This window comes from Bacillus sp. L_1B0_5, from assembly GCF_000836715.1.
In the GTDB taxonomy this organism is placed as follows: Bacteria; Bacillota; Bacilli; order Bacillales; family Bacillaceae_G; genus Bacillus_A; species Bacillus_A thuringiensis_S.
The window spans coordinates 1-20,499 of the sequence record NZ_JXIS01000154.1 but is presented as its reverse complement, the minus strand read 5'-3'; the positions used below and the strand labels follow the sequence as shown (position 1 = coordinate 20,499).

Genomic DNA, 20,499 nt, shown 5'->3' with positions numbered 1-20,499 from the left:
ATGTACCACTATTCGGGTTCACTTCACATAAAGGTGGTTTTTCAGTATTAATATATTTTAATTAGTCACGTCTAAATGGCCCTTTTGGAGCAATTAGCTCTAAATTAGTACCATCTGGATCGGGGAAGTAGGCAACTCCTGTACCAATTCCAGATTTCTAGCCATCTTCTTGAAAGATAATTGGTTCTCCATATGGGTGCTATCTTATGCCCATCAGGCTAACAAAATGGATTGCCTCTGAAACAAAAAAATGATTTTTATTACTATAAAAAACGTAAAGTATCTGTTTTTAGAAAAAATTAATTTTTATAAATTGATGGAGATATAACTCAATTCTTTTATATATTTAGTTAAATATGATTGTCAGAATAAACTTAAAGTAATTATGATTTCTAGAAATACGAACTGATGTTTTGAATTGGTTTAAAGTTGCTGGAACAAAATAAAACCAATTGAGCAAAAAAACTTGCAAAAATAAAAAGAGAGATGTATATTAATTGACGTATCAATAATTGATATATCAATTAATATTTTGACAAGAAAGAAAAGGAACGTTTCATGAAGGGAATGTTCGTAAATATCAGTGGAGAAGAACGCAAAATACTTATTCATGTTCTATTACAGATGCAAAAAAATGTAGAGAATATTAAAGAATAGAGAGTGTAGGGGGCAGAATAGTGTGGAAATAATCGTAGCTATTTTAGTCGGGATCGTAGCATTAGAACATTTGTTTATCATGATCCTTGAAATGTTTTTTATTGATTCAAAAGTAGCGAAACGTGCTTTCAAATTACCGAAGCATTTAGAAGGAGATCGAAACGTAGCCATTATGTTTGCAAACCAAGGTTTATATAATGGATTTTTAGCGGCTGGTCTCATTTGGGGACTTGTACTTGGGCTCAATCCAATTGGTTATATGATCCAATTATTTTTCGTGATTTGTGTGGTGATAGCAGCTATTTTCGGAGGTTTCACATCTAATAAATCAATTATTGTGAAACAAGGACTTCCGGCTGTTTTAGCACTGATTGCCCTTTTATGTATGATATAGAATCAAAGTTTCTCAATAAAAGAACTCATTTTTGAAAAATACGCTATTCTTTCTGTAGAATTATAGGAAAGGATGGCGTTTTTGTATGCCTATTTCTATAAGTAGTGAATTATAACTATTTCCTCAAGGGACTCAACTGCTTTTCAGCTTTTGGATATATTTTCATCCATCTTTGTTTCCTCCTATTGTTGGATAGTGTAATAATTGATAAAAATTTTGATGAAATTGAATTATAACGACTGATCAAAAAAGTTAGTGATTAAAAATATTATTCTTTAGTACATACATTTTTAAGATGTTAAATATATTTCATAATAGTCTCTGTAAGATAGGGATAAGTAGAATAGTACTTTAAAGTACCTATAGCACTTTAAAGTGCGTACTTTTTATAACTTTGAATATCATTCATAATAGCACCAGTAAGAAGAAAACAAGCTTTACGGTACTAGTTACCAACGATGTTACAGCAGTTTATTTGGAATCAGATTGATTGAAAGGTTGTACTATATGGCCTAATAATTTCGAAAAAATGTCGGTGTGGCATAAAACAATTATGGAGGTTAAAGATATGAGTACTTCAAATTTGAATGAAATAAGTAAACAAATTGTAAAAGAGGAGGAAACACTTCAATTTTCCTCTTTTACAAATGAAGATGCCTTGCAACTAGGTTTATTTATCGTTGAAACAGCAAAGCGAGAGGGAAAATTGATTGCTGTTGATATAACGAAAAATGGTGTGCAATTATTTCATTTCAAGATGACAGGGACAAATGCGGAAAATACGAAATGGATTGAGCGTAAAAAACGAGTCGTTTCCCTGCATGATCGTAGCTCGTATTATATGCAGATACAAAGTGAAATAACTGGAATTTCATATAATGAAAAATATCTTTTAAATACTTCGGAATATGCTGCGTTTGGTGGATGCTTTCCTATCAGAATAAAAAACGTAGGGGTTATTGGAATGATAACAGTTTCCGGATTACCACCAGAAGAAGATCACGAATTGGTAGTAAGAGCAGTTAAAAATCATTTGAACCAATAGTTGTAACTAGTCAATAGATAATTAATTTTAGGGGGCAATACTATGCCATTAATCGAGCTAAATACTTGGCCAACCATGTCAACAGAAGAAAAGAAGGAATTTATTTATAATGTAACGGAACTTACAATAAAACTATTAAAAATTGTCCCAGACAAAATTCAAGTGTTGATAACGGAACTTGAGAAAGAAAACTGGGGGAAAGCTGGGGCTGTAGCAAGTGATGCTACCTTTGCTGAGAAAAGTAGGGTGTCCAATTGGGAGACAAAAGAGTCTTACGATACACCAGGTCGTAACGTTGATGGAATGGCTATTATTAAGATTGATATATGGAATACATTTGATCAAGAGACAAAGGATAAGTGGGTAAACGAACTTACACAAGTAACATTTAAATATACTCATGCACCTTTGGATAAAGTACTAATTCTTATTCGCGAAATGATTCCAGGGAACTGGGGACAAAGTGGTGTAACAGGAGCTAATGCAGATTTCCTTTCCAGAAGTCGTACATTTTAATCGTTAAATAAAAAAGGCAAAAATGAACACATTTCTGTTCGTTTTTGCCTTTTTATTATTTGTCTGTGGTAATGAACATGATCCTTTATATGTTTAAGTAATGTCCTCTAAAGTTGCCTCTACGGGAAAAGTGTATTTTTTCATTGATTTCTATTCAATAAAATGTTTCTGTTTATATTATGACTTTTAAATTACTTTAGGCGAGCTAAAGAACTGATTAACAGTATTAAAGTTTGACATAAAATAATGCATTCTATATTATGTATGCTATAGCATGTAAATTGCGATTTATTTGGAGGTGGCATATGGACTTATATGAGTTAACAGGACATCTTGTTCATCATACTGATGTGAAGTTAACAAATTATATAATGTAAGTTTTTAATCACATATTGCTTATAAAATTTATCTTTTATATGCTATGGCATATAAATGTCGCCTTTTAACTTGTAACGGCAAAAATTTAAATAATACAGTAGATATATTATGAAACGAGGAGATTTTAGTTATGGAAAAATTCATATTAGCGTTTGATAGAGAACTTGTAATTGCAGAAAAAAAAGACTCAACATGGAGCGTCCAATCGCAGTTTGTAGGTGCGAATCCAGTTGCGTTAGCTTCAGATCCATACGATCCAGAAAGAATGTATTGTGGTACTTTTGATAGGGGATTATGGAGAAGTAAAGATGGAGGAAGTTCATGGGAAGCAATTGGTGCGTTACCTTCATTTGGTGAAGTGTTCCCAGCTAATGCTATTCATATGAGAGCTATTACAGCAGTTTCTGTATCTCCAGCGAAGGGGGATGACGGTAACGGGATTGTATATGTAGGAACTGAACCGAGTGCAATGTTCGTATCCAAAAATGGAGGAGACAGTTTTGAGCTGCTAACAGATTATCGACAAATGCCATCATATTCATCATGGTTCTTTCCTCAAAGAACATATACACACCATGTAAAACATATTGAAATTGATGCTAATAATCCAGAAACTATTTATACGACTATTGAGGTAGGCGGATTAATTAAAAGTGTAGATGGAGGTAAGACATGGACTGAGGAAAAAGAGGGGAACTATCCTCAAGATATTCACATTCTTAAATCACATCGCAATGCCCCAAATCGTTTATACGGGGTGTTAGGTGATTCATTCTTGAAAGAACCAGGTCAAGAGTATGCGGAGAGTAATGATGGAGGTAAGACTTGGAACTATATGTGTAGTGGGCTAAAGCATCATTACGCATATCAAATGGCAGTGAACCCAAATGATCCAGAAAATATTATCATCGCGACATCTTCAAATCCACACGTAGCGCATGATTACAATAATGGAAATTGTGAATCATTTATTTATAAGAAAGAAAAAGATCAGCCTTGGGCAGAAATGAATGCAGGTTTACCAACTCCTAAAGGGGCAATCATACCAGTATTAAAGGCAACAAGTGATGGAACGTTTTATCTGTTTAGCAATAAAGGAGTGTATCAGTCAGTAGACGGTGGTTCAAATTGGACATCATTAGAGATTCCTTGGGAGAATAGATTTATGGAACAACATCCTTATGAGATGTTAATTATTAAATAAGTGACGGGTATAGTTTTTACTACTATTCATTGGTAATGTTTAGTTGAATGTAAATTAAAAATGTAAAAAGCCAGGTAATGTGTTATTCATACTACCTGGCTTTTTTGACCAGCAATTTAAGGTTATTTTCATATTTGTGTAAATATGAAACAAGCAGGATACATGAATAGAGAATGGGTAAAATAATACCGAATGATCACTAGATTGTATCAATGATGCTATAAGAGTTTTTTTAGGTAAACTGAAGCAAGAAGCAGTGGTTTAGATTCAGAATGACTAGCAATTGGTGTTATGGTGTTCGATGGTTCAAAAATGAACTCATTTCAACTCATATTCTCTTCGCAATGTATCATTTTGAAGAATATTAAAACTTAGGAGGAAATGAATTATGACAAAAGATTTCTATACTGCACTGAAAGAAAGACGTACTTACTATGGAATTAACAAAGAGGTACAAGTATCGGATGAAAAAATTAAAGAAATTGTGGAGTTTGCTGTGAAATATACTCCATCAGCTTTCAATTCTCAAACTGCGCGATTAGTTGTATTATTTGGTGAAGCTCATGATAAATTATGGGATATTACAACTGAAACATTAAGAAAAGTAGTTGGAGATGGAGATTTCTCAGGAACGCAACAAAAAATGGATTCTTTTAAAGCTGGTTATGGAACAGTACTATTCTTTGAAGATGAGGCTATCGTTAAATCGCTTCAAGAAAAATTTGCTGCATATGCTGAAAACTTCCCAATTTGGTCACACCAAGCATCAGGTATGCACCAATTAGTCGTGTGGACAGGTTTAGAAGCAGAGGGATTAGGGGCATCTTTACAACATTATAATCCATTAATTGATGATGAAGTAAAAACAGAATGGAATGTTCCTGCTAATTGGAAACTGATTGCGCAAATGCCATTTGGTAATCCAACGGCTGCACCAGGAGAAAAAGAATTCCAACCACTTGAAGAGCGTGTGAAGTTTCATAAGTAATATTCAAATGCAATAAAATGGAAATTTAATCAGTGGTGGTCTTACTGTCCGCAAATAGCGGGATAAGATAACTGTATTGCGAAAATAAAACTGTTTAGTTACAAAAATTCTATTTATTATTTCTGTTAATCGAGTATGTATTAATAAAAGTTGTTAAAATCACTATTTTAATCTTTAAAGGAACAAGGTGATCGGTTTGATCATCTTGTTTCATTTCTTAAATTTAATTTTATTCATTAAAAAACGCTAGCTTTTCATAAATGCTTGAAAAACTAGCGTTTTAATAATAGGTATCTGTAATTTGATTACTTAAAACTATATACGAAAAAGCTTTTATGTTATTCCTCAAGTTCTATCCATTCCTGTGACCATTCTTCTATTCCGCGAATAATAGCTTCTAAAGCAAATCCTTTTTGAGTTAAAGAATATTCTATACGAACTGGTGTCTCAGGAAAGACTTTACGTTCGACAATTCCTTCTAGTTCTAATTCCTTCAATCTTTCTGAAAGTAATCTTCCGCTAACAGGAAGAGAAGATTCAAGTGTACAAAAGCGCTGAGATCCAGAGAAAAGTTGATAAATAATCAGTGCTGTCCATCGTTGACTAAAAAATTTCATTCCTTTTTCAAAGCGAGGGCATAATGTAGAATCATTCATTTTCCTTCACCTCCTAAAATAAATTATATAACATCTTACAGTTAGTAACAAATATTTTTATAATTAATTACTTGACGTAAATTAATTACGAATGTATACTCACTTACATAAAGTAACTAAGTTGTTTTATGTAACTTGAATTCTTTTCTTTAAATAGCCAAGGTTGTAATGATACATATTGCATATAAGCTGAGAGAAAAAAGAATAGCATCTGTAAAAACACTTACGTTGTGTAAGTTAAACAATAAAAAATATAACAATGGAAGAGAATTTTTAGAGATTCTCTATACTAGGAGGTACCTAATGGCTACAACAGATACAATTCATATGTTAGAAGATAAAATTCAATTTATACATCAAGATGGAAGGGATATTTATTTAGTAGGCCCTATCAAATTGCCAATTAATTTATATGGGGAGACTAAAGTTTTCCAATGGTATTCTTGGTTACAATGTAATGAGGTTACAAATAGTGTAGAAGGAATTATCGAAAAACTCTCATCTATTAATTTAGCTGATATGCAGCAATCTAGTGTGCTTGTATATGGTGATTTTGAGAATTCTGAAGATGCCCTAATTCGTATGCATAGTATTTGTCACACCGGTGATATCTTTGGTAGTAAACGTTGTGACTGTGGATTCCAATTAAAGCAGTCTTTACAAATGATTACAGAACATGGTTCAGGTGCTTTATTTTACTTAGCGAATCATGAAGGAAGAGGAATTGGTTTGTTTAGTAAAGCAATGACGTACCTCTTGCAAGAAAATGGGTTAGATACAGTAGAAGCTAATCTGAACCTAGGTTTTGAAGATGATGTTCGAAACTATGATGATACAATTGAAGTATTAAAAGCGTTACGCTCAAAACCTGTAAAACTTATTACAAATAATCCGAAAAAATTAGAAGCTTTACAAAAAGCTGGATTAAATGTTACGAGTCGTGAACCGTTATGGGGTGATGTCTCAGAGTTTAATGAGAAATATTTGCAAACGAAGATTCAGCGTTCTGGACATTTTGAAGGGGGACACTTACATGCTTGAGCATGAATTGTATATGAAGCTAGCACTAGAAAATGCCAAGGCTATGAAGGGACAAACGACTCCAAATCCATTGGTTGGATCTGTAATTGTAAATGATAATCGAATTGTAGGGGTCGGAGCACATATGAAGGCCGGAGAACCACATGCCGAAATACATGCGATACGTATGGCTGGAGAACAGGCACGTGGTGGTACAATCTATGTAACTCTTGAACCTTGTTCTCATCATGGTAGAACAGGGCCATGTGCTGAAGCAATTGTACAAGCAGGAATTAAGAAGGTAGTAGTTGCTACCCTTGATCCAAACCCGCTTGTTTCTGGACGTGGAATTAAAATTCTACAAGATGCAGGTATTGAAGTACTTGTAGGAGTGTGTGAAGAAGAATCTAAAAAAATGAATGAAGTCTTTAATAAATATATTTTGACAAAGCGCCCATTTGTAACGATTAAATCAGGAATTACATTAGATGGGAAAATCGCTACGTCTTCATCGGATAGTAAGTGGATTACATCTACAGAAGCAAGACAAGAAGTACACCAAATACGAAACGAAAATGCGGCTATTTTAGTAGGAGCGAATACTGTTCAAAAGGATAATCCATCATTGACAACGCGTATTCCAAATGGACGAAATTCAATTCGAATAATATTGGACTCGACATTACGCATACCGATGGAAGCTAACGTTGTTACAGATGGAGAAGCTCCTACCTGGATATTTACAACAAGTAATCATGCAGCGGAAAAAAAGAAAGCATTAGAAAATGCAGGAGTCAAAGTATTTGTTACTAGCGGAGAAAAGCATATAAACTTACATGAAATGCTTGATGTTTTAGGGCAAAAAGGAGTCTCCTCCCTACTTATTGAAGGTGGTGGAGAGGTAAATGCTTCGTTTATTGAAAATAAATTAATAGATAAACTTATTTTATATATTGCACCTAAAATTATTGGGGGTAGAATGGCGCCTAGCTTTGTAGAGGGTGCTGGTATTGCTAAAATGCAAGATGCGATTGAGTTTAAGGACATATCCTTTACCCAGGTTGGAAAAGATTATAGATTTATTGGCTATCCAAAATATCGCAAAGAAGAGGAATAAGGAGAATAAAAAAATACTTATATTTTTCAATAAATGAAGTACAGAAAGGAGCGATGAAGAGTGAAGTTTGGATTTGATATCGATGATACGTTAATTGATTTAAGACAGCATGCTTTTCATTTATATAACAAAAAATTAAACAAAAAAGTAGGTTTGGATGTATTTCATACTTTAAAAACAATTGAAATTCATGAAGCATTTGGCATGACTTCCGAGGAAGGCAGTCAGATGTGGAATAGTTTGCTGGATGAGATTTATTATACTTCTTGTTCACCGTTTCCATATTCAGTAGAGACATTACAAGAATTAGAAAAACAGGGACATGAAATATACTATATAACAGCACGGCCTAAAGAGCATGGAGAGCGAACAAAAAAATGGTTAATAGAAAAAGGTTTTCCGGTACATGAAGATCGCTTTTTCTATGGAATGAGGGATGAAGAAAAAATACACTTCATACAAGAAATAAAATTAAACTATTTCTTTGATGATAAGCCGGCAGTCTTAGAAACGTTAATAGGAAAACCGATAAATGTGTATGCAAAAACTACTTCTTACAATCAACATCTCAATATCCCGCGGATTACAAGTTGGACGGAGTTAGGAGATATTATAAAGAAAGAAATGTGAGGATTTAACTGGCAAATCAAATAGAGCTAAGAGTATATTGAGTGTTACAATTTTAGAGGAAAGACATAGGTGTTATGTCTTTCCTTATTTTTTAATACTATCGTTTTTATTAGTGCGATGTGCTAGGAGTACTTCTAATAGAGAGGAAATAGAAAAATGAGCAATAAGAAAAATATTTTTAAGCTAGTCTTGTATGGCAGTGTAATTTATATATCAATGATGGGTTCCCCTGGTGCCACAATATTTTTGGATATTTTGGATGAGAAGTTTAAGAATTAATAGGGTGTGTTCATAATCATGAATTTTTGGAAAACTAAAATTACAATGTTAGGTTATTTTGAATCAGTAGTGGATGATATGCAAAATTGCATATCACAAAATAAACATCGTAATTTTTGGATTCTTGGTATAAAATACATTACTTAAACTATATATTAGAATGGAGAAAGTGAATTGGAATTATTAAGAAACAGTAAGGTTGGTACAAAACTAAACATATTAATAACTATATCAAGTATTGCATGTATAGTATTATCCCTAATAGGGTTTTGGGGATTAGAAAGAGGGAAAAGTACTTCCTCTAATATGTATGAGGATAATTTACTACCAATTGAGTGGATTGGTATTGTAGAATCTAATTTTTATCATGTTAATATGAACTTTATGGAAATAATGTTATCAAAAGATGAAAAAAGAATGAATGAATTAATAAGAGAAATGGACGGAATTCGTCAGGAAAATGATCATCTTTTAAAGCAGTTTGAGGCTAAAGTTATTTCTACTAAAGAAAAAGAATTATATAACACGTTTTATGAAACATTTAATGAATTAAGAACTCAAATGAAGAAAGCGCAAGAATTAGGGAAATCTAATAATGAGGAAGCATATGCATATTACCTAAAAGAGATTGAACCTAATATGCAAAAATCAATAAAATCAATTCGTGAATTGATTTTATATAATAGTAATAATGCAGAGCTTTTACAGAAGGAAAATAATAATAGTGCTCAAAATACAATGATAATGTTTATTAGTATTTCGCTTTTAGCAATTTTGATAATTATATTAATTGGATATATTATTAAATTAACTATCCGAAAACCACTTGTGTTACTACAAAATGATATGGAAAAAGTAGCAGCTGGAGATTTAACAACACGTACTCCTTATAAAGCAAATAATGAATTAGGGCATATTGTTCAGTCTTTTAATAGTATGTTAGATAACCTTCAACAATTAATTGCGAATGTTAAGATGACAACACAAGAGGTTATTTCTACTACGGAGGGCGTATTACAAGATACAAATCGAGCGTCTAGTATTTCAAATGAGGTTGTACAGACTGTTTTAGAAGTAAAAACAAAAATAGAAGGACAGGTAACTAGTATTCAGGAGAGCTCATCCTCAATGGAAGAAATTACAACAGGGGTGCAAACTGTAGCTGAATCTTCAGCAGTAGTCGCTGAGGTAGCAGTAACGACTACAGAACGAATAAATATCGGTAGTGAAGTGATAAATCACTCTATTCTTCAAATGAATAGTGTGCATGATGTTGTCGAGGAAACATCAAAAGTAATAAATAAACTTGTTACACGTACACAACAGATTGATACAGCTCTCGCTGCAATTACTAATATTGCCGAACAAACGAATCTTCTTGCCTTAAATGCCGCTATTGAAGCGGCACGTGCTGGAGAGAATGGGAAAGGATTTGCAGTGGTTGCCGCAGAAGTTCGAGACTTGGCTGAGCAATCTAAAGAATCTGCAAAAGAAGTTAATCATTTAATAAAATCCATTCAAAAAGATACCCAAGATACAGTTAATGTCATGCAAAAAGGACAACAAAAGGCAGTAGAAGGAAAAGAAGCTGCTTACAAAGCGAATCAAACCTTCTTGTCTATTATGAGAGATATTGATAAGATTACAAGTCAAATTCAAGAAGTATCCGCAGCGACAGAAGAGATGTCTGCTGGTACAGAAGAAGTAAATGCTTCTCTTTCGCTAGTTTCTGAAACTGCAACGGATGTGAAAAAGGAGACGCTTCAAACAGTAAATTCAATTCAATCACAGGCCGTATCAATTGAACAAATATCAATCCAATCCAACAAAATGAAAGAAAAGGTGGAAGAATTAACGGAACTGGTTTCAAAATTTAATATTACAGAACAAAAAGGATGAGTAAATCATAAAAGTTTACGTATGGCTATCAGCCTAAAAATAATTGATTTTTCGCGATTAAAAAGATTTAAGTAATTAATTCAATCACAAGTTTAATAACATGTATAAAAAAACATGAAGACTTAAGAGTCTTCGTGTTTTTTTTTGAATAATGTCTGAAAAATATTGATAATTATAGGATACTTTGGGAATTGTCATTAAGTATTCGTATATGCAAAATTACATACATTTAATGATTGATAATCACGAGTTAATGTAACTATAATAATTACACTGATAAGTAACTTACTGACGACAGTTATAAGTGAAGAAGGAGGGTTTTATTGTATTTTGTATATAAAAAATAGAAAAGGAGATATGCAAATGAAAAGATTACTTGTTATAGGCATCATGTATACAATGTTTTTCCTCATAGGAAATATACATTTACATGCTGATGAACGAACAAATGTAAAAGAAATTACTAGTTTAGAAGAGCCTACTTGGATATTTCAGGCGGGCATAAGTAAGGGTAAATATCACGATCGACAAGATTTAGGATTTATTTTGCAGAGAAATACACCATTAAAGGTAAGACAAACGAATCCTAATTTTAAAGACAAATTAACATTACGTTTATTGTCTAATGACTCTAAAAATGAAAAATCCATACAAGTAGGAAATGAATGGATTACCATTCAAGGTGATACGTCTTTAGTTCCTTTCATAGATACCCCATATGGTGAAGAGCACGCTACACTTGAGTACCAAGTAGGGAATGAAAGTGCTACTAAGCCTCTTCCAATTTATAAACAACAAGGAAGTGTATCTCAATTTTTTAGTACATGGGATCAAGTTGATGGGGAGTATGCGTTAATTCAAGGGGAGAGTTTTCAATTATTTGTACCTAAAAAAGATAAAGAGTTAGTAAGATCTTTAAAAGATTTTCAATCGTTAGATGAATTAATTGCTTATTATGAAGATATTTTTGCGATGTATGATTCAATTATTGGTTTAGATGGCTCTACTGTTGAAAATAAAAAAAGTCAAAATCGTTATTTCTTAAAAGCAGATATATCCGGTGCTGGCGGTGCCTATTATGGCGCAAATTGGACAGCGAATAGTACAGATAGTACAAAGATGTGGTTAGATAAACTAAGTTGGGGAACTTTACATGAAATCGCTCATGGATACCAAGCTGGTTTTGATAATCAAGGAATATTTACAGGAGAAGTTTCTAATAATCTATTTGGTGTTCAATATCAATATAGTAAATACGGCAAAAAGGCAGATCAAGTTGGTTGGTTATTTAATTTTGGGAAGAAGGAACAGGTAGAACGGAATTTATACAATGCTTTAATGAAAGAAAATAAAAATTATGATGACTTAGATTTACGACAAAAACTTATTCTTTTAACGATGGCGAAACAAAAAGCTGGCGATGAAGCTTTTGCAAAAATGTATCAAGGTTATCGAAAACTAGCTAGCGATGCTGCTTTTAAAAAAGGCGACCATTCTTTACCAGATTTAATGAATCAGTATTATAGCGAGAATGGACAAGTAGATTTTACACCTGTCTTTGAAAGATGGGGCTTTAAGCTTAATAATAAACAAGTAGAGATAAATAGGGCGAAAGGTTATCCGGCTGTTACGTCTTTAGCCTATATAGTGCCTGAATCACAATTAGCTAAAGCGAGAGCTCTAGTTGATTCTGATATTACGATAAACTCCAACTTTGAAATAGTTACAAATCAGCAAATTGCTTCACTTGGGCTAAAAGGGAATTTGCATATCCATTTAAATACAAATGAAATAGATACATTGAAAGGAGGAAAAATTAAATTAAAAGAAGGGAATACAGTTGTTCAAGAGAAAACAATTGAAACAACAGATATCAATTTACAAGACGTACCAAATGGAGTTTATACAGTTGAAATTTCAGGTGGGAAAACGGATAGTATGTACCATTTTAGTTCGTATTATGCCTATGTAAAAGAAAAAGATAATAGTCTAACGATTGATGTTAACGAAATGAAAGTGAGTAAGTTGGTAAATCAAACAATTCAATTCCTAGGATTAGGAGATGACCAGTTTGCCGAATTAAATACAGACTTAGAGCAAAAGCAAGCTGTTTTTACGGTTACTACTAAAACTCCTCATAGCTATTATACAGATGAAAAATACGCATCAATAGAGGTGTTTAATGATAAGGGAGAAAAAATTTATACGAAGGAAATGGAAGGGACAAATGTAACGATTGTAAAAGATACTATTCCACTAAAAGAAGGATATAGAATTAAAATCTATCATGATGAAATAAAAAAACGATTAACTAGTACAGCTACTATTATTAATCCTATGAATAAAACGAATGAATTTATAATGACAAAATGGGGATTGAAAAATACTTATTTGAAAAATAATCCAGAAGAAAATCTTATGCAAAGAATTGATGAAGAAATGGAAGAAATTATAGGTAATCCAGTTTTAAAAGAGATACCAATGCAAAAATTAGAAATGAAAAAGAATGTGTGGATGGCGATAAATATGTTATCAGAACCACAAAAAATAACGTATATAAATAAATATAAAGATAGCTTATATAATGAGTAATTTTTGAGAAATGAAATGAATCTAAAAGTAACGACACAATCTATCTATATTATGAGGAATCACAATTCATAAACAGTAGATAAACATAGATAGTTTGAAATATCTATGTTTCCAATTCTAAAGAACATTTATTTAACTTAATAATAAGATTATAAAGGAGTAAGAGTATGAATAATTTCGTAAAGGTAGGTTTAACTACAGGTGTGGTGTTATCGGCGATTATGCCCTCTGGAGGAGTACATGCGGAAACAGAAGATTTAAAAGTGGAAACAAAGGAAGATACGTTCCGAACAGGTAATTTAACAGCACCTTCTCAAAATTCGGCAGAAAATGTAGCAAAGGATGCACTAAAAGGAAAAACAGAACAAGCATTATCATCAAAGCAAGTTAATACGGAATCCAAAGTTAATTATAATGTTACGCAAAGTCGTAAATCTTATGATGGTACTACATTGGTACGTCTTCAACAAACGTATGAAGGACGTGATGTATACGGATATCAACTAACAGCACATATTAATGATGATGGTGTACTTACGAGCGTTTCGGGGGATAGTGCCCAAGATCTACAACAACAGGAAGATTTGAAACAACCTATTACTTTATCAGAAGAGGATGCAAAGAAACAGCTTTTCAACATCTATGGAAATGATCTCACATTTATTGAAGAACCAGAAATTAAACAAGTGGTATATGTAGATGAAAATACAAATAAAGCTACAAACGCATATCAAATTACTTTTAGTGCATCTACACCTGAATATGTATCTGGTACAGTATTAATTGATGCTTTTGGTGGAAATCTATTAAAAGAACTCGTTCAAAAATTGGGTATACAAGTAGATAGTAGTATTGTCCAATCTGCGACAGCAAATAAATCACAAGATCCTTCAAAATTAACAGGTACAGGAAAAGATGACTTAGGCATTAATCGTACGTTTGGAATTACACAGCGAAGTGATGGAACGTACATGCTTGCAGATTATTCTCGTGGTAAGGGAATTGAAACATATACTGCTAATTATAAAGATTATAATAATTATAGAAGAAATGTATGGGGGTATCTCGATGATTTAGTAACAAGTAATTCTACAAATTTTACAGATCCTAAAGCAGTTAGTGCCCATTATTTAGCAACAAAAGTATATGATTTTTATCAAGAAAAATATGGCCGTAACAGCTTTGATAATAATGGGCAAAAAGTAATTTCTGTCGTTCATGGTTGGAACACAAATGGTACGAATAAAGGAAATCCTAAGCAGTGGTTCAATGCATTTAGTAATGGAGCTATGCTAGTATACGGAGATCCAATTGTTAGAGCATTTGATGTGGCAGGACATGAATTTACACACGCGGTTACAAGAAATGAGTCTGGACTTGAGTACGCAGGAGAAGCTGGTGCCATTAATGAGGCTCTATCTGATATTTTAGGAGTAGCAGTTGAAAAGTATGCCAATAACGGAAAGTTCAATTGGACAATGGGAGAACAATCAGGTCGTATTTTTAGAGATATGAAAAACCCATCATCTATCTCTTCTAGATATCCGGAGGACTATAGACATTATAATAACTTACCTATCGATGCTGACCACGATCATGGTGGTGTACACACGAACTCTAGCATTATTAATAAAGTAGCTTACTTGATTGCTAGTGGTGGAAACCATAATGGAGTAAACGTACATGGCATTGGAGAAGATAAAATGTTTGATATTTTCTATTATGCAAATACGGATGAATTAAATATGACTTCTAACTTTAAAGAATTAAAAGAAGCTTGTATTCGTGTAGCAACGAACTTATATGGTAAAGACTCATTAGAAGTACAAGCTGTCCAACAAGCCTTTAAAGCAGCTTATATTTAATATTATTTTGATGAATTATAAACCCTTTTATTTTAATATAGTGATTAATTTGTGTGTATAGGCAAAAACCTTGTAGAATTTTTCTGCAAGGTTTTTTTAGAATTTTATTTTACAAATGTGTTATATGGTTTTTAGTTAATTAGAATAAAAATAATCTTATAACTGTATGTAAGAATGTGTGATTTTACACTCTTTTCTATGATGGAAAAGGATACTACGTTAGTAAATATAAAAAGTTAGAAATTATAGTAAATAGGGCACTTTTTTGTTCCTATGGAACTTTAAAGTGCGTAATTTTCTTTCTAGTTAATATATATCATAATGGTATTTACTAGTTGGTTTTAGCTTTACTCTGCTGTTGATGTGATTTTTTAACATTACAATGATTAGAATCAGAATTATCGAGTAGATCTAAATGATGATAATTTCGATTTTTAATTCAGTACAGAGTCCCATAGCTACATAATTTTCGTTTATCCCGCTATTTGCCGGGCAGTAAGACCCCCACTGATTCAAGTTTCACTTTATACTCTTTCGAAACAAGTGTGGATTTGCTTATTTTCTGTTAAAGATAAGAGAAGTGCACCACAATATAAACGTAATTATTTATTCCAACGTAAGTCAATCATTTAGCACATGAATTTGGAGGAATCTATATGCATACGCAATTAAAAGGAAAAACAGCACTGGTTACTGGATCTACGGCAGGGATTGGAAAAGCAATTGCCACTTCTTTAGTAGCGGAAGGAGCTACTGTACTTATTAATGGACGCCGTGAAGAAAATGTTAATCAAACGATAAAAGAAATTCGAGCGCAGTATCCTGATGCTATCCTTCAACCCGTAGTAGCTGATTTAGGAACAGAAAAAGGGTGCCAAAATGTGATTGAAAAGTACCCTGAAGTAGACATTCTTATTAATAACTTAGGAATTTTTGAACCTGTAGAATATTTTGATATTCCTGATGAAGATTGGTTTAAATTGTTTGAAGTCAATATTATGAGTGGTGTTCGACTTACTCGCTCGTATTTAAAACAAATGATTGAAAGAAAAGAAGGAAGAGTCATCTTTATTGCTAGCGAAGCAGCTATTATGCCATCTCAAGAAATGGCTCACTATAGTGCGACTAAAACGATGCAACTCTCACTTTCTCGCAGTTTAGCTGAGCTGACGACAGGAACGAATGTGACTGTTAATACTATAATGCCTGGTTCGACTTTAACGGAAGGAGTGGAGACTATGTTAAATAGTCTTTATCCTAATGATCAATTGACAATAGAAGAAGCTGAGAAGCGATTTATGAAAGAGAATCGACCAACCTCTATTATTCAAAGACTTATTCGACCAGAAGAAATTGCCAATCTTGTCACTTTCTTAAGCAGCCCACTTTCTTCAGCAATTAATGGTTCCGCGTTGCGAATAGACGGGGGATTAGTACGTAGTGTGTTTTAAAAAATTAAAAACAACATAATATTCTGTTGAAGGTAAAGATGGTAAGGCAAATGAGTTGTATTTTATCTATTAATGGAAATATACAAAAGTAAATTGCGACATGCAAACAGCCGAATTTTCTACTATAAGAAAAATTCGGCTGTTATTTTTTACTTGTTGTAAAGGATGGAAAGCTTTTAAGGTTGTGGCACGCCTCTTAAGACAAAGATAAGGCGAAGCAATCCCGCTGTTATTTGTATTATTTAGTGAAAGTTACCAAACGTTTTTCAACACTATTTTCCCAATTGCTTTATTTGACTCCAAATATTCATGTGCTTGTGCAACTTCATCAAACGTAAAAGTTTTAGAATCTAGCAATGGTCGAAGGTGTCCTTCTTCTACTATTTGCGTTAGTTTAGTTAAAATTTCCCCGCAAGCGTCACGTTTATCTGTATGTAATATTTTTAACGCCATAAAAGTAACGTGCAGAGAGAGTCCTTTTGCGTGTAAAGGAGAGAGGTCATGGGTTGAACGAGCAGCGATTGTTACGACGGTTCCATTGACCGCAGCAGCTTCAAAAGAATGATCGAGATTCTTGCCGCCTACTGTATCAAATATAACTTCAAATCCGTTTCCGTTCGTATGTTTTTTTACATATTCTTGAACAGATTCTTCTTTATAATTAATAGCTATGTCGGCTCCTAGACGATGGGCGATGTCTATTTTGCTTTGCTGAGAAGCGGTTGTAAAAACTTTAGCGCCTGCCCATTTAGCTAGTTGAATGGCTACGTGTCCTACGCCACCAGTAGCTCCATGAATGAGAACATTTTGACCAGGTTTAATATTTGCACGATCAAATAAAGATTCCCAAGCTGTAATTGCAACTAATGGTAGAGCAGCTGCTGCTTCCATTGTTAAATTTTTAGGTTTGTGAGCAATTAATCGTGCATCAGCAAGCATAAATTCTGCAAGTGCACCTCCAGTTTCTTTAAAACCTCCGGCACATCCGTATACTTCATCCCCTGATTTGAATTTCGAAACACCTTCTCCTACTTCAATAACAATACCAGCTACATCGCCGTGTAATATAGCTGGAAACTCAGGAGCGACTGCTGAAACAGCGCCACTACGCATTTTTGTATCGATTGGATTTACACTTGTTGCTTTTACATCGATTAGAACATGACCTGGTAAAAGTTTTGGTTTTGAAACTTCTTCTAATTGAAATACAGATGAATCCCCAAAAGAATGGATAATTTGTGCTTTCATAGTTTATACCTCCTGTTTGTGGTTATAGCATAGCAAAGTACGAAAAATAAGTATAATATTTTGAATTTGGTTAGTGAGAATTTTATATAAAGAAGAGGAAAGTGCATGAAATGAAATAATGTAACGTACTTCTAAAAACTACTGTAAAGCTTTTTGAAGAAAGGGTAGATGTTATTTTTGCAGCATGATTTATTATTACTCACTTAGTATAGGTACTTAAAAGTGCCTACATCACTTTAAAGTACGTACTGTTATTCATGTTATGGCCGATTTATAATAACACTCGTAGCACAAAGAAAGTTATAACGATTACAATCGGCAACAGTGTGGTGTTACAGCATTGTCTATGAAATTTGAAAAGAAATATTAAGAGTAAAGAAAAGTATAGATTTATATGAATGAAGGAAAGTGAGTGAAACACATGGAAAAGTTTGCGAATCATTTTGGATATAATCGTATGTTTGCGAAAGATCAACTTACATTAGGAGTTCACATTCCGATTGAAAATTATCAGTTTCATGCTCCAACGATGGAAAAACAAGTAGAGTTAGTACAAAAAGCGGAACAATACGGTTTTACAGGTGTATGGCTTCGCGATGTATTGCTGCAAGACCCTGACTTTGGTGATCCTGCAACAGGTCAAATTTACGATATGATGATTTATTTGACATATTTAGCAAGCAAAACAGAGAAAATCGCATTTGGAACGTCGGCAACTGTATTGTCACTTCGTCATCCATTGCGTGTGGCGAAAGAAATTGCTACATTGGATCAACTATTTCCAGAAAGAATTATGCTTGGCGTTTCATCCGGTGACAGACGTGCTGATTTCAAGGCGTTAGGTGTTAGTCATGAAACACGAGGTGAAAAGTTTAGAGAAGCGTTTGCTTACTTGGAAGAAATTTTGTATAAAAACTTCCCGTCTATCCAGTCGACACTAGGAGAAGTTCATGGTGCGAATTTAGTTCCAAAACCGTCTAAGCATATTCCAACCTTTATTACAGGTTTTAGTCAGCAAAATATGGACTGGTTCGCTGAACATGGAGATGGATGGATGTATTATCCACGTAGTCCAGTACATCAAGCGGGAGCAATTGGACAATGGAGAGAACTAGTAGAGGATTATCATCCAGATGTATTCAAACCATTTATACAACCGATGCATTTAGATTTATCTGAAGATCCAAATGAACGTCCTACACCGATCCGTTTAGGTTACCGTACAGGGCGTAAGGCACTAATTGAATTACTTGATATATATAAAAGTATTGGTGTGAATCATTTATTCCTTGCTCTATTTGATGGTCAACGTCCAGCTGACGAAGTATTGGATGAGCTAGGAGAAGAAGTACTACCTCATTTCCCAGCATTGTAAAGGAGTGTAAAGAATGAAAGCAATAGGACTTATGCAATATGGAGATAAAAGTGTACTACAAGAGATTGAAATGCAGAAACCGCTATTGGGAGACAACGATATACTGATTGAAGTATATGCAGCTGGTGTAAATCCTGTGGATTGGAAAATACGTGAGGGTTTACTTCAAGACGTAATTTCTTATGACTTCCCGCTCGTTTTAGGATGGGATGTTGCAGGTGTAGTTGCTGCTATAGGAAAAAACGTAACAGCATTTAAAGTGGGGGATGAAGTATATAGTCGTCCAGATATTGAACGAAATGGTACTTATGCAGAGTACGTGGCTGTAGATGAGAAGTATGTAGCGAAAAAACCGAGAAATCTATCTTTTGAGGAAGCAGCATCAATCCCTCTAGTAGGTTTGACAAGTTGGCAAAGTTTAGTGAAATTCGCTAATGTTCAAAAGGGTAATAAGGTTTTAATTCATGCTGGATCTGGCGGGATTGGTACGTTTGCTATTCAGCTAGCAAAAAGCTTCGGTGCACATGTTGCAACTACGACTAGTACGAAAAACATACAGTTTGTAAAGGATTTAGGCGCTGATACTGTCATTGATTACAAAACAGAAGATTTTTCTTTGCTTTTGCATAATTACAATATTGTATTTGATGTGTTAGGCGAGGATGTACTAAAGGATAGTTATAAAGTACTTGCACCAAATGGAAAGTTAGCGTCTATCTATGGTCCGAAAGGTATGGAAATTCCGCAAACTGAAATAGCAAGAGAGAAAAATATTCAGAGTGACCATATATTTACTGAACCTAACGGATATGAACTTTCTCTTATTACAGAATTAATTGAGGGCGGGAAGATTAAACCTGTTGTAACACATGTGTTGCCTTTACATGTAGAAGGCGTAAAAAAAGCACACCACATAAGTGAGTCAGAACGTGCTCTTGGCAAAATTGTATTGAAGAAACATTAGTAAAGTATGAGGTTTTAGAGACAATATTTTGCTAAGTAGCGAATGAACTTATATATTCTATTCTAGCAATTGTTTTAAAAGGGAGAGAACAAATGGATTCAATGACATTTCTTTTATTCCGCATTAACGGGCAGTAAGATCCCCGCCTCAAACTTCAGCGGAAGCAAAGAAGTTAGGTGGGGGATCAACTGCCCGTAAAAGCCCGATTGGTTCAACTAATA

16 protein-coding genes and 1 pseudogene are annotated in these 20,499 nt (G+C 33.6%); 14 read left to right on the top strand and 3 right to left on the bottom strand.

The window, feature by feature from the left end:
• Nucleotides 1-61: 61 nt before the first annotated feature.
• Nucleotides 62-214: pseudogene (locus RT27_RS35015) on the bottom strand (VOC family protein); the annotation flags it as partial.
• A 465-nt stretch (nt 215-679) separates the two neighbouring features.
• On the opposite strand from RT27_RS35015, the gene RT27_RS30665 reads away from it, so the two are divergent.
• From RT27_RS30665 to RT27_RS30645, 5 genes are all read left to right on the top strand, one after another.
• Nucleotides 680-1,051, top strand: coding sequence for a DUF1304 domain-containing protein (locus tag RT27_RS30665; RefSeq protein ID WP_043938934.1), 372 nt, complete (start codon nt 680-682; stop codon nt 1,049-1,051).
• 529 nt (nt 1,052-1,580) lie between these two features.
• The gene (locus RT27_RS30660) at nt 1,581-2,096 is read left to right on the top strand and encodes a heme-degrading domain-containing protein (protein ID WP_105433697.1); all 516 of its coding nucleotides are present in this window, start codon (nt 1,581-1,583) and stop codon (nt 2,094-2,096) included.
• Between the two features lie 42 nt (nt 2,097-2,138).
• Complete coding sequence (locus RT27_RS30655; protein WP_043938932.1) at nt 2,139-2,612, top strand: tautomerase family protein; 474 nt, start codon at nt 2,139-2,141, stop codon at nt 2,610-2,612.
• 508 nt (nt 2,613-3,120) lie between these two features.
• On the top strand, nt 3,121-4,194 hold the full coding sequence (locus RT27_RS30650) for a hypothetical protein (RefSeq protein ID WP_043938930.1): 1,074 nt from the start codon (nt 3,121-3,123) through the stop codon (nt 4,192-4,194).
• A 388-nt stretch (nt 4,195-4,582) separates the two neighbouring features.
• A complete protein-coding gene (locus RT27_RS30645) occupies nt 4,583-5,182 on the top strand; it encodes a nitroreductase family protein (RefSeq protein ID WP_000158940.1) in 600 nt (199 codons plus the stop codon).
• Between the two features lie 338 nt (nt 5,183-5,520).
• Here the strand turns inward: RT27_RS30645 and RT27_RS30640 are convergent, their stop codons facing one another.
• On the bottom strand, nt 5,521-5,838 hold the full coding sequence (locus RT27_RS30640; protein WP_001000104.1) for a helix-turn-helix domain-containing protein: 318 nt from the start codon (nt 5,836-5,838) through the stop codon (nt 5,521-5,523).
• Between the two features lie 303 nt (nt 5,839-6,141).
• Between RT27_RS30640 and RT27_RS30635 the strand changes: the two genes are divergently transcribed.
• The 7 genes from RT27_RS30635 (at nt 6,142) to RT27_RS30605 (ending at nt 16,691) form a co-directional block, all read left to right on the top strand.
• Nucleotides 6,142-6,879 (top strand): GTP cyclohydrolase II, encoded by a 738-nt coding sequence (locus RT27_RS30635; RefSeq protein ID WP_029442861.1) that lies wholly within the window; start codon nt 6,142-6,144, stop codon nt 6,877-6,879.
• A complete protein-coding gene (gene ribD / locus RT27_RS30630; protein WP_029442860.1) occupies nt 6,872-7,975 on the top strand; it encodes a bifunctional diaminohydroxyphosphoribosylaminopyrimidine deaminase/5-amino-6-(5-phosphoribosylamino)uracil reductase RibD in 1,104 nt (367 codons plus the stop codon). The genes RT27_RS30635 and ribD overlap by 8 nt, the downstream gene beginning before the upstream one ends.
• A gap of 60 nt (nt 7,976-8,035) precedes the next feature.
• Nucleotides 8,036-8,605: an HAD family acid phosphatase gene (locus RT27_RS30625; protein WP_029442859.1), complete on the top strand. Its 570-nt coding sequence runs from the start codon at nt 8,036-8,038 to the stop codon at nt 8,603-8,605.
• A 453-nt stretch (nt 8,606-9,058) separates the two neighbouring features.
• Nucleotides 9,059-10,783 carry a methyl-accepting chemotaxis protein gene (locus RT27_RS30620; protein WP_029442858.1) on the top strand — a complete coding sequence of 575 codons (1,725 nt, stop codon included), beginning with the start codon at nt 9,059-9,061 and terminating at the stop codon, nt 10,781-10,783.
• Between the two features lie 363 nt (nt 10,784-11,146).
• Nucleotides 11,147-13,375, top strand: coding sequence for a putative mucin/carbohydrate-binding domain-containing protein (locus tag RT27_RS30615; protein WP_043938936.1), 2,229 nt, complete (start codon nt 11,147-11,149; stop codon nt 13,373-13,375).
• 167 nt (nt 13,376-13,542) lie between these two features.
• Complete coding sequence (locus RT27_RS30610; protein ID WP_043938929.1) at nt 13,543-15,240, top strand: M4 family metallopeptidase; 1,698 nt, start codon at nt 13,543-13,545, stop codon at nt 15,238-15,240.
• Between the two features lie 656 nt (nt 15,241-15,896).
• Entirely contained in the window at nt 15,897-16,691 is a 795-nt protein-coding gene (locus tag RT27_RS30605) for an SDR family oxidoreductase (protein WP_043938926.1), read from the top strand.
• 252 nt (nt 16,692-16,943) lie between these two features.
• On the opposite strand, the gene RT27_RS30600 is transcribed toward RT27_RS30605, so the two are convergent.
• On the bottom strand, nt 16,944-17,939 hold the full coding sequence (locus tag RT27_RS30600) for a zinc-dependent alcohol dehydrogenase family protein (protein ID WP_043938925.1): 996 nt from the start codon (nt 17,937-17,939) through the stop codon (nt 16,944-16,946).
• Between the two features lie 421 nt (nt 17,940-18,360).
• Here RT27_RS30600 and RT27_RS30595 point away from each other — a divergent pair, with 421 nt between their 5' ends.
• The gene (locus RT27_RS30595; RefSeq protein ID WP_000410326.1) at nt 18,361-19,314 is read left to right on the top strand and encodes an LLM class oxidoreductase; all 954 of its coding nucleotides are present in this window, start codon (nt 18,361-18,363) and stop codon (nt 19,312-19,314) included.
• 13 nt (nt 19,315-19,327) lie between these two features.
• On the top strand, nt 19,328-20,278 hold the full coding sequence (locus RT27_RS30590; protein WP_016080868.1) for an NADP-dependent oxidoreductase: 951 nt from the start codon (nt 19,328-19,330) through the stop codon (nt 20,276-20,278).
• Nucleotides 20,279-20,499 lie beyond the last annotated feature (221 nt).